10 protein-coding genes are annotated in these 15,074 nt (G+C 42.2%); 6 read left to right on the top strand and 4 right to left on the bottom strand.

All coding sequences use genetic code 11. From position 1 onward, the window contains the following. Nucleotides 1–430 precede the first annotated feature (430 nt). The 3 genes from SLS51_RS18610 to SLS51_RS18600 all read right to left on the bottom strand — a co-directional run bounded on the left by SLS51_RS18610 (nt 431) and on the right by SLS51_RS18600 (nt 4,770). Nucleotides 431–1,726 carry a glycosyltransferase gene (locus SLS51_RS18610; protein ID WP_323840111.1) on the bottom strand — a complete coding sequence of 432 codons (1,296 nt, stop codon included), beginning with the start codon at nt 1,724–1,726 and terminating at the stop codon, nt 431–433. Nucleotides 1,727–1,953: 227 nt separating this feature from the next. Then, complete coding sequence (locus SLS51_RS18605; protein ID WP_323840110.1) at nt 1,954–3,252, bottom strand: glycosyltransferase; 1,299 nt, start codon at nt 3,250–3,252, stop codon at nt 1,954–1,956. A gap of 402 nt (nt 3,253–3,654) precedes the next feature. Further along, complete coding sequence (locus tag SLS51_RS18600; RefSeq protein ID WP_323840109.1) at nt 3,655–4,770, bottom strand: YcbX family protein; 1,116 nt, start codon at nt 4,768–4,770, stop codon at nt 3,655–3,657. 102 nt (nt 4,771–4,872) lie between these two features. On the opposite strand from SLS51_RS18600, the gene rlmKL reads away from it, so the two are divergent. From rlmKL to rmf, 6 genes are all read left to right on the top strand, one after another. Continuing rightward, nucleotides 4,873–6,990, top strand: coding sequence for a bifunctional 23S rRNA (guanine(2069)-N(7))-methyltransferase RlmK/23S rRNA (guanine(2445)-N(2))-methyltransferase RlmL (rlmKL, locus tag SLS51_RS18595; RefSeq protein ID WP_323840108.1), 2,118 nt, complete (start codon nt 4,873–4,875; stop codon nt 6,988–6,990). A 5-nt stretch (nt 6,991–6,995) separates the two neighbouring features. After that, a complete protein-coding gene (locus SLS51_RS18590; RefSeq protein ID WP_323840107.1) occupies nt 6,996–8,906 on the top strand; it encodes an ABC transporter ATP-binding protein in 1,911 nt (636 codons plus the stop codon). 89 nt (nt 8,907–8,995) lie between these two features. Then, on the top strand, nt 8,996–10,243 hold the full coding sequence (gene pqiA / locus SLS51_RS18585; RefSeq protein ID WP_323840106.1) for a membrane integrity-associated transporter subunit PqiA: 1,248 nt from the start codon (nt 8,996–8,998) through the stop codon (nt 10,241–10,243). A 20-nt stretch (nt 10,244–10,263) separates the two neighbouring features. Beyond that, entirely contained in the window at nt 10,264–11,913 is a 1,650-nt protein-coding gene (gene pqiB, locus SLS51_RS18580) for an intermembrane transport protein PqiB (RefSeq protein WP_323840105.1), read from the top strand. After that, on the top strand, nt 11,910–12,473 hold the full coding sequence (gene pqiC, locus SLS51_RS18575; RefSeq protein WP_323840104.1) for a membrane integrity-associated transporter subunit PqiC: 564 nt from the start codon (nt 11,910–11,912) through the stop codon (nt 12,471–12,473). The genes pqiB and pqiC overlap by 4 nt, the downstream gene beginning before the upstream one ends. Before the next feature lie 246 nt (nt 12,474–12,719). Further along, nucleotides 12,720–12,887, top strand: a complete 168-nt coding sequence (rmf, locus tag SLS51_RS18570) for a ribosome modulation factor (RefSeq protein WP_011146047.1) — start codon at nt 12,720–12,722, stop codon at nt 12,885–12,887. 1,591 nt (nt 12,888–14,478) lie between these two features. On the opposite strand, the gene fabA is transcribed toward rmf, so the two are convergent. Next, nucleotides 14,479–14,997, bottom strand: coding sequence for a bifunctional 3-hydroxydecanoyl-ACP dehydratase/trans-2-decenoyl-ACP isomerase (fabA, locus tag SLS51_RS18565; RefSeq protein WP_323840103.1), 519 nt, complete (start codon nt 14,995–14,997; stop codon nt 14,479–14,481). Nucleotides 14,998–15,074 lie beyond the last annotated feature (77 nt).

Here is a 15,074-nt window from a genome sequence, read left to right as displayed (position 1 = left end):
TTCAAGAACATAAAATGGTGACAGGAATGCAATCTTACCACCATGAGCTTTTGAGTTTATTAGGCGCACAATATAAAGCGGTTTATTCCTGAATTAGGTGCGGAATGAAGGGTAAAGACTCTTTTTGAAAATAGAGCGACAAGCCAGAGGATAATCACTGTTTTTAATTAAGAAAATTGTTTTTTATCATTTGAGGAAATTTTATCGCATTCACATCTTCCCATCTGATTATGAGTAAGTGACTCTTTTCCTGTTTCCTGTTTCCTGTTTCCTGTTTCCTGTTGGCTATTATCACAGAGACTTGCCTATTATATGTGATAGCTATAGCTTGTTCATTTGGAGTTGGTGTGAAAAATAGATAAGAAATATTTTAATAATTCCCTCCCCTCTGGATAGCATTAGCTTCGAGATGGGAGGAGAGATAATGAAGTTAATTAGCACGATTTTCGAAGATTAATTGTTCTGCGTGATGGGATATTGCTGCCAATGCGTCGTGACTGGCGTAATCATCTTGGACGATTTGTGCCCGTTGTTTAAACAAATTTGTACGCAGCATATTTTCCACTGTTTGCTTAAGCTGAGATTCCGTCGGTTGTGCTGTATCCAGATTAATACCGCATCCAGCCCATACGACGCGAAACGCTGTTTCCTGTTTGCCTTCTCCTGTATCGGCAATGAGCACGGGTGTACCGTGGTTAAGGGCATAATTAATGGTTCCGTAGCCCCCGTTGGATATTAGCAATGAAGCTTTTGGTAGCCAGTGCTCAAATGAGATAAATGCTTCGATACGTGCATTGTCAGGTATGTTCTCTGGCTGTATTTCTACTGAACTACCACCGGTGGTTGCTAATACACGTACAGGTAATGTAGCCAATGCATGCAATGTGGGGAAGATTAACTGGTTTAGATCAGTATTAGACATGGTGCCCTGAGTGACTATAACCAATGGGCGTGGATCATCTTCTTCCCATAATTGAGGTGATTCTGTTATTGGCGCGGGATTGGGGAGGGGGCCAATAAAATGGACTGTATCAGGCAATTCTTCTCGTGGGTATTCAAATGCCAGGGTTGAAAGTTGCAAAAAGCGATCAGAACCCAAAATGATTTCATCGTTGAAAAATCGGGTTAACGTGGCGCATCCAGACTGAGCTAACGCGTCATTGAAGCTATTCTGTACTTCGGTTATGAGTTGTCGTGTTTCCTCATCTACGAGTTGTTCATGTGTCAACTCTGATGGTAGTAATGCGGGGGGAATACGTGGCCCCCAGAAAATGGAATCTTTCGAAGAGTAAGCCAGAGGCGTTATGCCAATTATGATCACGGGAAGGCGATGAGCTTTTTCTTTTTGCAGCAGTGGCAATATGCCATAAAAGCAATTCTCGGTTATCAGTAATTCTGCTTGCTGTTCATGGATGATTTGTTGTAGTTGGCGGTCGAGGAATGGGATTGGGCTACAGAAGAAATCTTTAAACGCGAGTGCCATTTGCAGATTTCCTGGCGGCAGGTGCGCTCGGTCAGGAAAACGCTGTTTTAAGTGGCGGTAATCAAAGTCTATCTGCTCATCAAAAGGGATAAATTGTGCGTTTAAAGCTTCTACTTGTTGGCGAAATAATGCGCCAGTGAAGACAGTTACCTGATGCCCTTGTGTTATCAGTGATTGAGTTACCTTTAACATCGGATAGACATGCCCGGGTGTTGCAACCGCTGCAATGACAATTCGTGCCATAATTTGCTCCTTTGTACTGTTTTGATTTAATTACGCTAGTTAGCTCCTGATTCAGAGTGTGATTATTTTATGACTACGGTTATAAATTCATTACAAAAATAATAATTAATTGTGACAATAATAACTTTGATTTATTTTTTCATGATGTGATGAAATATGTCGGTTTCCTCTCCCTGTCGGTCTGTGTTAGCACCAAAACGGAGAGGAAAGAAGAAGGTATCTAGGGTTTAGTGAATGTGGCTTTGTGCAAGAATTAATTGTTCTACGTGACGGGATATTGCTGCTAATGCATCATGTCTTGCGTAATCTTTTTGGACAATTTGCGCACGTTGTTTAAACAAGTCTGTACTCAGCATATTTTCCACTGTTTGCTTAAGTTGAGATTCAGTGGGATGTGCTGTATCCAGATTAGTACCGCATCCAGCCCATACAACACGAAACGCTGCTTCCTGCTTGCCTTCTCCTGCATCGGCAATAAGTAATGGTGTTCCGTGGCTGAGAGCATAATTGATGGTTCCGTAGCCCCCGTTGGATACCAACAATGAAGCTTTTGGCAGCCAGTGCTCAAATGAAATAAATTCTTCGACGCGTGCGTTTTCAGGTAGATCTTTACTCAGTGTTTCTACCGATCTGCCACCGGTGGTTGCCAATATACGTACCGGTAATGTAGCCAGTGCACGCAATGTGGGGAGAATCAACTGATTTAAATCGGCATTGGAAATAGTACCCTGAGTAACTATAACCAATGGACGTGGATCATCTTCCCCCCATAATTGAGGTGATGTTGTTGTCGGTACAGGGTTGGGGAGTGGGCCAATAAAATGGACTGTATCAGGCAATCCTTCTCGTGGATATTCAAATGCCAGAGTTGAGAGTTGCAAAAAGCGATCAGCACCAAAGATGACTTCATCGTTGAAAAGTCTGGTTAATGCAGAACCGCCTGACTGGACTAATGAATTATTGAAGCTATCCTGCACCTCGGCTATGAGTTGTTGGTCGGCTTTATCGACGAGTTGTTCATGTGTCAATTCTGGTGGCAATACCGCTGGTGGGATACGTGGTCCCCAGAAAATTGAATCTTTCGAAGAGTAAGCCAGAGGTGTTATGCCAATGACTATGACGGGAAGACGATGGGTTTTTTCTTCTTGCAACAGAGGTAATATGCCATAAAAGCAATTTTCGGCTATCAGTAATTCCGCTTGTTGTTCACGAATAATTTGTCGCAGTTGATGGTCGAGAAATGGGATTGGGGCGGAGAAGAAATTCTTGAATGCTAGTGCCATTTGTACATTTCCCGGCGGAAGTTGAGCACGGTCGGGAAAATGCTGTTCTAAATGGCGGTAGTCAAAATCTATCTGTTCATCAAAAGGGACAAATTGTGCGTTTAAAGCCTCTACCTGTTGGCGAAATAACGCACCGGTGAATACGGTTATCTGATGTCCTTGTGCTATCAGTGATTGAGCGATCTTTAACATTGGATAGACATGTCCAGGGGTTGCGAGCGCTGCAATGACAATACGAGCCATGACTTATTCCTTTCTGTGTTTTGGTTGAGTTGCTTTAGCTCCTGATTAGAGTGTAATCATTTTATGACAGTAGTTATAAATTCATTATCGTAATAATTAATTCATTATTGAAATAATCAATATGATTGATTTTTTGGTGAAGTTATGAAAAGGGCCCATTAATTTCCTCCCCTTAGGCTATGTTAGTGCCAAAATGGGGAGGATGATAACGGAATCAGGGTTTATACCTGTTATCTTTCAAGTTGCCTCTTTGTTGGCTGCACTCACTCACCCCGGTCACATAGTTCTCTATGCTCCCGGGGATTCACTCCCTTGCCGTCGCGATCCATCTTGAAATCCATAGGGTATAGATAATGCCTCTTTGTCGAAAAATTAATTGTTCTACATGTTTAGATATTTCTGCTAATGCGCCATATTATTAAGAATAAGGTTATTCTTTGGAATACAACAGCAGGCCAGAATGTGACCATTTTCTTTAATTGCTGTGGCTTTTAAAGGAAAAACATCTCCTTTAATTAAAGCAATTTTACAACATCCACATATGCCTGCCCGACATGAATAAGGGACTCTTATTCCTTGTTGTTCCAGTTGCTCTAAAATAGTTTGTTGATTGTTACCTGTAAAAGTTTGCCCGTTATATTCGATAATGACAGATTGTTCATTTGTTTTTGGTACATCAATATTTTCAGCTTTTTCACTGCTGCCATATTGACGTGGGTCTTTTTTAGCTAATACGGTGACATTATCCCCGATTCGAATAATACCACTGGAACGAGCAATTAAATTCTGACCAAAATCGATATCACCATTCTCTGCTGTCCGGAATGATTGTAATGTTGCTAATGGCTCTCCGTTTGGATTTTTAATACCTTTATCAATGCTGACGGTGGTCAGAATACAGCGGCTGCATGGTTTGGGTAAGTCAAAGATAACATCCCCAATCTGAATTGATTGCCAGCTATCTTCCGCAAATGCTTCTGCGCCAGTAATGATGATATTTGGGCGAAATTGCTCTAGTTTAATACTGGCCGGGCAACGTTGTTGTAATAAATGAAATGAGGCTTCATTAATAAGCAGAAATGGATAACCATCCGCAAATGATAATGGAATTTCGGGGTGTTTTTTTACTCTGCGGGTTAATTCGTGGCTTAACCAGCGTAATTGCACCGGAATGTCAAAGAAACTACTTAGCCATTGGTTAACGGTTTCTGGTGCAATGAGAGCCGTAAAATGGTTGCCCCATACTTCCGTAGGTTGCTGTTCAGGCAGGAAATCACGATAAAGTACCGTGGCGTTTTCTCCGTTGGGCGCCCGCAGATAAATACCGTTATCTAATATAGCTGGAGTAAATAACAACATCTGAGGGTATTTACGGGCAGTAATAAAAGTTCCATCTGTCGTTGTGACCATAAAATTGCGATCAAATATGAGGCCACTTTCACTGACTAATGCATGGGAAAGTTGCAAACCACGCATAGATTTCACTGGGTGGGTATACAGGCGAGACAGCGCGATCATCCATTAATCTCCACAAAACATTTTTCTGACATGCGCAACTTTATGACATGTCATCCGGATTGGCTATAATGCGTAACAATTTTCTTTTTGGTGATATGTAACATGAACTCTCTGTTTGCCAGCACGGCGCGTGGATTAGAAGAATTATTGAAGAACGAACTGGAAATGCTGGGGGCGCAATCATGCAAAATTGTGCAAGGCGGAGTTCATTTTCAAGGTGATGGCAGAGTGATGTATAAAAGTCTGATGTGGAGCAGGCTGGCATCGCGTATTTTGCTACCGCTAAACGAATTTAATGTTTATAGCGATTTAGATCTCTATCTTGGGGTTCAGTCTATTGATTGGAGCCAGGTTTTTTCTGTACATAGCACTTTCTCTGTACATTTCAGTGGGACAAATGAAGAGATACGTAACACACAATATGGTGCGCTAAAAGTTAAAGACGCCATTGTCGATAGTTTTACTCGTAAGTTGGATCAACGCCCGAATGTGGCAAAGCAGCAGCCGGATGTTCGTATTAATGTTTTCCTAAATAAAGAGAAAGCCAGTGTTGCATTGGATTTGAGTGGTGATGGTTTGCATATCCGAGGTTATCGCGATCTTGCTGGTCAGGCTCCGCTGAAAGAAAATCTGGCTGCGGCGATTGTCCAACGTTCAGGCTGGCAGATAGGGACTCCAATGGTTGATCCCATGTGTGGTTCCGGCACATTGTTAATTGAAGCCGCAATGATGGCGGCTGATCGTGCTCCGGGTTTACATCGTGATCATTGGGGTTTTACTGCCTGGTTAAAACATGATGAAGCAATTTGGCGTGAGGTAATCACAGAAGCCCAGATCCGCTTTCGTAAAGGTCTTCAGGAGACAACTTGCCGTTTTGTTGGTTCTGATATTGATCGCAGAGTGCTGGATATGGCTCGGTCAAATGCTCGTCGAGCAGGGGTTGCGCAGTTGATAACTTTCCAGCAAGGTGATGCCAGTCGTCTGGAAAATCCGTTACCAGAAGGCCCTGCTGGAACAGTATTAAGTAATCCACCTTATGGTGAGCGTTTGGAGAGTGAGCCTGCATTGATTGCACTACACAGTTTGTTTGGGCGGATAATGAAAAGCCGTTTCCCTAGCTGGCGTTTGTCTCTATTCAGTGCGTCACCTGAATTGCTGAGTTGTCTGCAATTACGGGCTGAACGTGAGTTTAAAGCTAAAAATGGTCCACTGGATTGCGTACAGAAAAATTATCAGTTGTCAGATAAACCGCATTCATCAGAGGTGAATGTAGCGGAAGATTATGCCAACCGTCTGCGCAAAAATGAAAAGAAATTAACTCACTGGGCAAAACAGCAAAGGATTAATTGTTATCGTCTGTATGATGCTGATTTGCCAGAATACAATGTGGCTGTTGACCGTTATGCGGATAAAGTAGTGATTCAGGAATATGCTCCGCCGAAAAGTGTTGATGCTAATAAAGCGCGTCAGCGTTTATTCGATGTTATCAGTGCAACGATGCAAGTTCTTGGACTCTCATCAAATCAATTAGTACTTAAAACTCGTCAGCGTCAGAAAGGCAAAAGCCAGTATGAAAGAATGGCAGAAAAACAGGAATTCTTTCTGGTAAATGAGTATGACGCAAAATTCTGGGTCAATTTAACTGACTATTTGGACACTGGCTTGTTCCTTGATCACCGTATTGCCCGAAAAATGCTGGGTGAAATGAGTGAAGGGAAAGATTTTCTGAATCTGTTTGCCTATACCGGAGCAGCAACGGTACATGCTGGATTAGGCGGTGCGCGTTCAACAACGACGGTTGATATGTCTCGCACTTATCTTGAATGGGCTGAACGGAACTTACAGGCTAATCAATTAACCGGGCGTCAGCATCGGTTGATTCAGGCAGATTGTCTCGCTTGGTTGGCTCGGGCCAATGAACAGTTTGATTTGATTTTTATTGATCCGCCGACTTTTTCCAATTCTAAACGAATGGAAGATACATTTGATGTACAACGCGACCATATTATGTTGATGAGACAGCTTAAGCGCTTGTTGCGTCGTGGAGGAACGCTGATGTTCTCTAATAATAAACGTGGTTTTAAAATGGATTTTGCTGAGCTGGAAAAAATTGGCTTGGTGGCAGAAGAAATCACCAGTAAAACCCAGTCGCAGGATTTTGCCCGCAACCGTCAGATTCACAACTGCTGGCTATTACGTCATGCTGGTGAGGAAAAATAATTACTATGTCATTGATCAATTTATCTGGTGCGTGGTTGGCATTCAGTGATGCACCATTGCTTGATAATGCAGAATTGCATATAGAAGAAAATGAAAGGGTTTGTCTGGTTGGCCGTAACGGTGCTGGAAAATCTACTTTGTTACGGGTATTAGCAAAAGAGCAGCTGTTGGATGATGGTCAGGTTATTTACGAACAGGATCTGGTTGTTGCCCGTTTACAACAGGATCCCCCTCGTGATGTGGAAGGGACGGTTTTTGATTTTGTTGCCGAAGGTGTTCAGGAGCAGGCCGAATATATCAAATCTTTTCATCTGGTCTCCCGCTTGGTGGAGCAGGAGCCAAATGAGAAAAACCTTAACCGCCTGGCAGAATTGCAGGAGGTGCTGGATATCCGTGGGTTATGGTCACTGGATAGCCGCATTAATGACGTATTGAAACAGCTCTCTTTACCTGCGGAAGCGAAGCTCTCTTCTCTTTCAGGTGGTTGGTTGCGTAAGGCAGCATTGGGAAGGGCGTTGGTGAGTTCGCCAAAAGTCTTGCTTCTTGATGAACCAACTAACCACTTGGATATTGATACGATTGAATGGCTGGAGAATTTTCTGAAAGATTTTCAGGGTAGCCTTGTTTTCATTTCTCATGACCGTTCATTTATTCGCAATATGGCAACCCGCATTGTCGATTTGGATCGTGGTAAGTTAGTATCGTGGCCGGGTAATTACGATAAGTTTCTTGAAGGTAAAGAAGACGCGTTGCGTGTAGAAGAGATGCAAAATGCTGAATTTGATCGTAAGTTGGCTCAGGAAGAAGTGTGGATCCGTCAGGGGATTAAAGCGCGTCGTACTCGTAATGAAGGGCGTGTTAGGGCATTGAAGGCATTACGTATTGAGCGTTCACAACGCCGTGAAGTAATGGGAACCGCTAAAATGCAGATGGGAGAAGCGAGTCGTTCCGGCAAAATTGTCTTTGAGTTGGAAAATGTTAACTATCAAATTGGTGAAAGGAAACTGGTCAATAATTTCAGTGCGCAAATTCAGCGTGGGGATAAGATTGCACTGGTAGGACCAAATGGTTGTGGCAAAACAACTTTACTGAAACTGATGTTAGGTGAGCTTCAATCTAACAGTGGCCGTGTTCATTGTGGTACTAAACTAGAAATTGCTTATTTTGATCAGCACCGGATAGCACTTGATCCAGAAAGAACCGTAGTGGATAACCTGGCTGGAGGTAAACAGGAAGTGATGGTGAATGGACGCCCTCGTCATGTTCTGGGTTATTTGCAGGATTTTCTGTTTCATCCAAAGCGGGCAATGACACCGGTTAAAGCGCTTTCTGGTGGTGAAAGGAACCGGTTGTTACTGGCGCGTCTATTCCTGAAACCCAGTAATCTGTTGGTACTTGATGAGCCAACCAACGATCTGGATGTGGAAACATTAGAGTTGTTGGAGGAGCTGGTAGACAATTATACAGGTACTGTATTGCTGGTGAGTCATGATCGTCAATTTGTTGATAACTCTGTGACAGAATGTTGGATTTTTGAAGGTAATGGTGCGATCAATAATTATGTTGGTGGTTATTACGATGCTCAGCAACAGCGCGAACAGGTTGTCTCGTTGCGCCGACAAAATGCGAAAAAACTTCAAACGGAAGTTAAAGTAGAAAAGATTAAGGAACCGCCAAAAAATTCTCGTAACAAAATGAGTTACCATTTATTACGAGAGTTAGAGCAATTACCATCATTGCTGGAGAAACTGGAAGAAGAGCTTGATCAGTTACAATCTCAAGTGAGTGCTCCTGAATTTTTTAATCAGCCTCATGTAATAACCCAAAAAATATTGACTGAACTGTCCCAAAAAGAGCAAGCATTAGAAGCGGCTTTTGATCGCTGGCAGGAATTGGAAACATTGAAAAACAGTTAATAGTTAACATAATTAGCAGAATCATACTGAGAAATTCTTCTGAGTATGATTCTGTGGATATTCCCGATTTCCTTAACAGGAGAAAGATCTTGTGTTCCGGTAACCATCATCATGAAATGGTATTGTGCCCTCAATGTGATTTGCTGGTGACATTGCCAGAATGGGTTCAGGGAACGAAGGCAGTTTGTCCTCGTTGTAAGACGACATTAGTCACATGGTGGAAAGAACCTAAACATCAGCCAACAGGTTATGCAGTCAGTGCATTATTTATGCTGTTAATGGCTTGCCTGTTTCCGTTTATCAGCATGAGTGTGGCGGGAATTGGCAGTGAAATTACCTTATCTCAAATCCCTCAGGTGATGTTTAATGAAAATTACGTCAGTGTGGGAACATTCTTTTTGCTCTGTGTTCAACTGGTGCCTGCGTTTTGTATGGTAGCGATTATTCTCTTGTGCCAGGGTGTTGTTATTTCTCAGAAGATAAAAGTCTGGTTGGCCAGAATGTTATTTCAGATGAAAAGCTGGTGTATGGTTGAAATCTTTCTGGCAGGGGTGTTAGTCAGCTTTGTTAAGTTAATGGCTTATGGTGATATTGGGTTAGGTTTAAGTTTTTGGCCATATTGTCTGTTCTGCCTTCTCCAGGTGAGAGCATTTCAATGTTTGGATCGCCACTGGTTATGGAATCAGATAACACTCGCACCTAAGATGAATATACCGTTACAGGCAGGAAGATCGGGGTTAGTGCAGGGTGTTCGATTATGCCAGTGTTGTACGGCTATTTTACCGGCAGACCAATTGGTATGTTCACGTTGTTATACTCGTGGGCATGCCCGTCGTCGCAACAGTTTGCAATGGACAATGGCACTGATAGTGACAGCTTTAATGCTTTATATTCCTGCTAATATTATGCCAATGATGGTGACAGAATCGTTAGGTAATCAGAGTGATTCCACTATTATGGCTGGAGTGATATTACTATGGAGTGTAGGTTCATACCCGGTCGCTTTAGTCATTTTTATTGCTAGTATTATGGTGCCATCCCTGAAAATGCTGGCAATTGGCTGGTTATGTTGGGATGCTAAAGGTCACGGTAAACGGGATTCCGCCCGAATGCATTTTATTTATGAAGTTGTCGAATTTGTTGGCCGTTGGTCAATGATTGATGTATTTGTTATCGCAATATTGTCATCACTGGTACGTATGGGGAAATTGATGAGTGTCTACCCTGCTATGGGGGCAGTTATTTTTGCTTTAGTTGTGATCCTGACTATGTTTGCGGCAATGACATTTGATCCGCGTTTAATTTGGGATAGAGCCAACGTTAAACATTCGTTATAAGGCAATGAAGGGGTGTCAAGGTGACGGATAAAGTTGAAGACCAGAGTCAGGCTAAAATCGATAAAATTAAAAGTTGGTCGCCAGTCTGGATTGTACCGATTGTGACAGTGCTTATTGGTGCTTGGATATTGTTTTACCATTTCAACCACCAAGGGCCGGAAGTGACGTTGATTACCTCCAACGCGGAGGGCATTGAAGCTGGAAAAACTAAAATTAAAAGCCGTAGTGTGGATGTCGGCGTGGTTGAGAGGGTCATGCTGAGTGATAATCTTAGTCAAGTTATTATTAAGGCTCGGCTGAATGATGGCATGGAAAATCTATTGCGTAGTGACAGCGCTTTCTGGGTAGTGAAACCGCAGATTGGCCGTGATGGAGTATCTGGTCTTGGTACTCTTCTGTCCGGGGCTTTTATTGAGCTTCAACCGGGAACGAATGGTGATGAAGAAGATAAATTTAATTTGTTGGACTCACCACCATTGGCTTCACCTGATGCAAAAGGTATCCGTGTCATCCTAATCAGTGATAAAGCGGGCCAGCTCAATCCGGGTGATCCGGTGTTGTTTCGTGGTTATCGGGTTGGTTCTGTTGAAACCAGCGAGTTTGAACCTAAATCTCATCTGATGAGATATCAGTTATTTATTAATGCACCTTATGATGGTTTGTTGACAAGCAATGTCCGCTTTTGGAAAGAGAGTGGTATTACCTTTGATATGTCTTCTCAGGGGGTACGTGTTGAAATGGCTTCGTTATCAACGCTGTTTGGTGGTGGTGTCAGTTTTGATGTGCCTAAGGGTTGGGAATTGGGTGAGCCAATTAAAGAAAAAGCTATTTACAAACTTTTTGACAACCAAAGAAGCATTCAGGATTCTTTATATACCGAACATAAAGATTATTTGTTGCTCTTCTCTGATTCTGTTCGAGGGCTACAGCCGGGTGCGCCAGTAGAGTTCCGTGGTATCCGTATGGGGACTGTGGCAAAAGTACCATTCTATTCAGAGGGAATGAGGCAGCGGTTAGATAACGATTTTCGTATCCCAGTACTTATCTCGATTGAACCGGAGCGCTTTGAGAAGGAGCTGGGAGAAGGGTTTGATGTTGAGAAAGAGCTGAATAGCATAACTAAACGTGGTCTGCGGGCGTCCCTCAAGTCAGGTAACTTGCTGACAGGGGCACTGTTTATTGATTTGGATTTCTATCCAAATGAAAAAGGGTGGGCCGGTCCGTATGAAATTGCAGGCTATCCGCTATTGCCGACAATTAGTGGTGGCCTTGCTCAAATTCAACATAAGGTTATTGCAGCGTTAGACAAAATTAATAATATGCCGGTTGAGCCAATGTTTAATCAGGCTATTCGCACTTTGGAAGAGAGCCAGAAAGCGATCAGAAAAGCACAGCAGACCCTTGATGAATTGAATAAGGTGCTGGCGAATCCTGAAACCAAAGATCTGCCAAAAGATATACAGAAAACATTACAGGAGTTTAGCCGCAGTATGCAAGGGTTCCAGCCTGGTTCACCGGCTTATAACAAGATGTTGGATAATATGCAGCGATTAGATCAAGTGTTGAGTGAACTGCGACCTGTTCTGAGAACGTTGAATAATAAGAGCAATGCGTTAGTTTTTGAGTCTAAGCCAATTGAAGATCCAGAACCGAAAAAGGCTAAAAAATGATGAGAAGATTGGCATTAATTTTAGTGATTTTTATTTCTGCTTGTAGCCGTCAGCCAGAAAAAACTTACTATCAATTGCCGGTAGTAGCAATAGCATCACAAAAGAGTGCTATTGTGCAGCATGATCGCCAATTATGGGTACAACGGGTTATGTTGTCCGATTATCTGTCCTCCTCCGGTGTGGTGTATCAAGGTAGTGATGTTAGTTATGTCAGTGCGGCAAATCACTTATGGGCAAGTCCACTTGAACAGCAGTTACAGCAAGTGTTGGTAGCTGAGTTAACTATGGCATTGCCTCAGCGTTTAGTTTCTGCTCAACCATTGGTTAATAAGCCCGATACTCTAGACGTGACAGTCACCCGTTTTCATGGTCGTTATGATGGTAAGGTGATTTTGCAAGGTTACTGGACATTAACTCATCAGGGGAGTGTCGTTAAACAGCCCTTTAATCTAGAGCTAAAACAGGAAGAAGATGGTTACGATGATTTAGTCCGCACATTGGCAAAAGGATGGAGCCAGTTGGCTCAGGCTATTGCCAGTCAATTAATTTCCCAATCGTAACCCTCTGCCATTCTCCGGGTGTAAAACTTTTGCGCTCGGAGAAAATTGGTATTATCAGTAGGATAAAAATTTCTCTTTATTATTAATGCGTTATTGTTTTTTTTGTACTGATATAACAAATATTACATTAATATGAATTTCTTGACTTGATTTTCAAAATTTATAGGGGTATTTCTAAATTGTGGTTGGATAAATGATGACCACTGTTTTCTTTCTACTGATTTAGCTTATGAGGTAAATAAAAGCATGAAGAGACAGAAACGAGATCGTTTAGCACGAGCATTATCGAGAGGGTACCATGCAGGTATTTTGGGGCGTCCAAGGGAGCATTGTCCCTATTATTCATTAGATGCCCGTTCTCATTGGTTAGGAGGATGGCGTCAGGCTATGGAAGACAGAGCGATGATGGCTTAGTCTGCCAAACTGATGGTATAGGTTAAGTGAGAAAAACCTCCATTCCTTATCAACGTGGTATATATCCCAAATTTAATCTGACAGTGACTGATTGTTTATACCTTATGGATTTCAAGATGCATCGCGATGGTAAGGCAGCGAATCCCCGGGAGCATAGCAAACGATGTGACCGGGGTGAGTGAGTGCCGCCAACAAAGAGGCAACTTGAAAGATGACGGGTATATACAGATATCTGTCAGATTGAATCCTGTAAGGTTTCTCTGTCCAGATTTCCCTTTGGTTATAACTAAAGTAAAAATACCCGTACCGTGTAAAATAAGTTTTTCCCGGCGTCAATGGTTTACCAACTATTTATACCCAATGGATTTCAAGATGCATCGCGGCGGCAAGGGAGCGAATCCCCGGGAGCATAGATAACTATGTGACCGGGGTGAGTGAGTGCAGCCAACAAAGAAGCAACTTGAAAGATGACGGGTATATTAAATTATTTATTAAAGCATCGTGTAATGAAAGCCTTGATGCATCGGATGTAATAAATCGGTAAGCATTATCAATGTCAGGATTACAATTCTTTCATGTTGTTATTTGCGAATTCGGTAACATATGAATGAGTGGCCGCTAGGTGACATATCCTATTCAACATGACGACTGATATTGCGGCCATTAAGTAATTTAATTGCTAAATACGAGAGATGATGGTAATTCAATAATTGCAGTAAGATGGGTTTGATAAACATTTATGATGTAATTCAACCCAAAAGAGACGGCTATATTCTTCAATCCCATCGACTGATATGGTTATAGTTTCATGACTTGTATAGGCTGTTTGAAGCAATGATAATAGCGTCGATCCGCCATTAATCGTACATACCCACCTAAATCCCTGGACACGGGTAGGCGTCGCTATTTTCCCATAGCAATCTCCATTTGTGTTAGGTGCTTTTAGCATTTCAACGGTACCGTCAATCCTATCGAGTTTTGCAATGGCAGTTGGTGTAAGAGTCAATGCTATGATTATGAGCAGTATTTTTCTGATGTTCATATAATATTACCTCGGTGTGTTTGTTAATATTAATCATCAATCTTAATCATTATTAATATTTTTACCTGTTACCAGTATGCTTTGGTGAGCTTGTTTGATATATCAGGTCAATTTGATCATAGCACAATTTGCCAATTGTATACTGATTGGTCAGCGACAATTGGGTGCTTGTAATGCAGATATTCAGGTGCGGATTTGTGTTATTTCTAGTCGAGATAGGCCAAAGTTAGAACTTGATTTGATTTTTTTCTGTATGGATATTGAATCTTATATTCTGAGATATATACCCAATGGATTTCAAGATGCATCGCGACGGCAAGGGAGAGAATCCCCGGGAGCATAGCAAACTATGTGACCGGGGTGAGCGAGCGCAGCCAACAAAGAGGTAGCTTGAAAGATGACGGGTATAACTGGAATTACCTTTAAGGGAGCAAAAATAGCACTAGGGATTTTTTAAGATATTGGTTACTTGGTGGTATGCTTTTAGTGAAAAAAGGTGAAAAGCAATTAGCCAGTCACCTTCCTTTTCGATATTTTACTGATTATTGATTAGAAAGCGCTGGTATCTTTAAACAAGCCTACTTTCAAATCCGTTGCCGTATAGATGATTTTACCATCTACTAACACTTCACCATCAGCCAGTCCCATAATCAATTTACGGTTAATGACACGTTTAAAGTTGATACGGTAAGTGACTTTTTTAGTCGTTGGTAATACTTGGCCGGTGAATTTAACTTCGCCAACGCCAAGGGCACGGCCTTTGCCTTCACCGCCTAACCAGCCAAGGAAGAATCCAACCAATTGCCACATGGCATCAAGGCCGAGGCAGCCGGGCATTACTGGGTCATCAGTAAAATGGCAGTCGAAAAACCATAAATCAGGGGTAATATCCAGCTCGGCTTCTATGTAACCTTTATCGTGGGTGCCGCCGTTTTCTGTCATTTCAATGATGCGATCCATCATTAGCATATTACCAGATGGTAATGGCGGCCCATTTTCTCCGAACAGCTCACTGCGTCCAGACGCGATAAGATCTTCTTTTGTGTAGGATTTACGTTTATCAACCATAATTATCAGATAGCCTTATATTTAATGTAGGGTAAATAATAGAGTACACTTGTACGCTGAACAACTCCGATCAGACA

The organism is Photorhabdus africana, assembly GCF_035181445.1.
Taxonomy (GTDB): Bacteria; Pseudomonadota; Gammaproteobacteria; order Enterobacterales; family Enterobacteriaceae; genus Photorhabdus; species Photorhabdus laumondii.
This window is presented reverse-complemented; position numbering and strand designations above follow the sequence as displayed.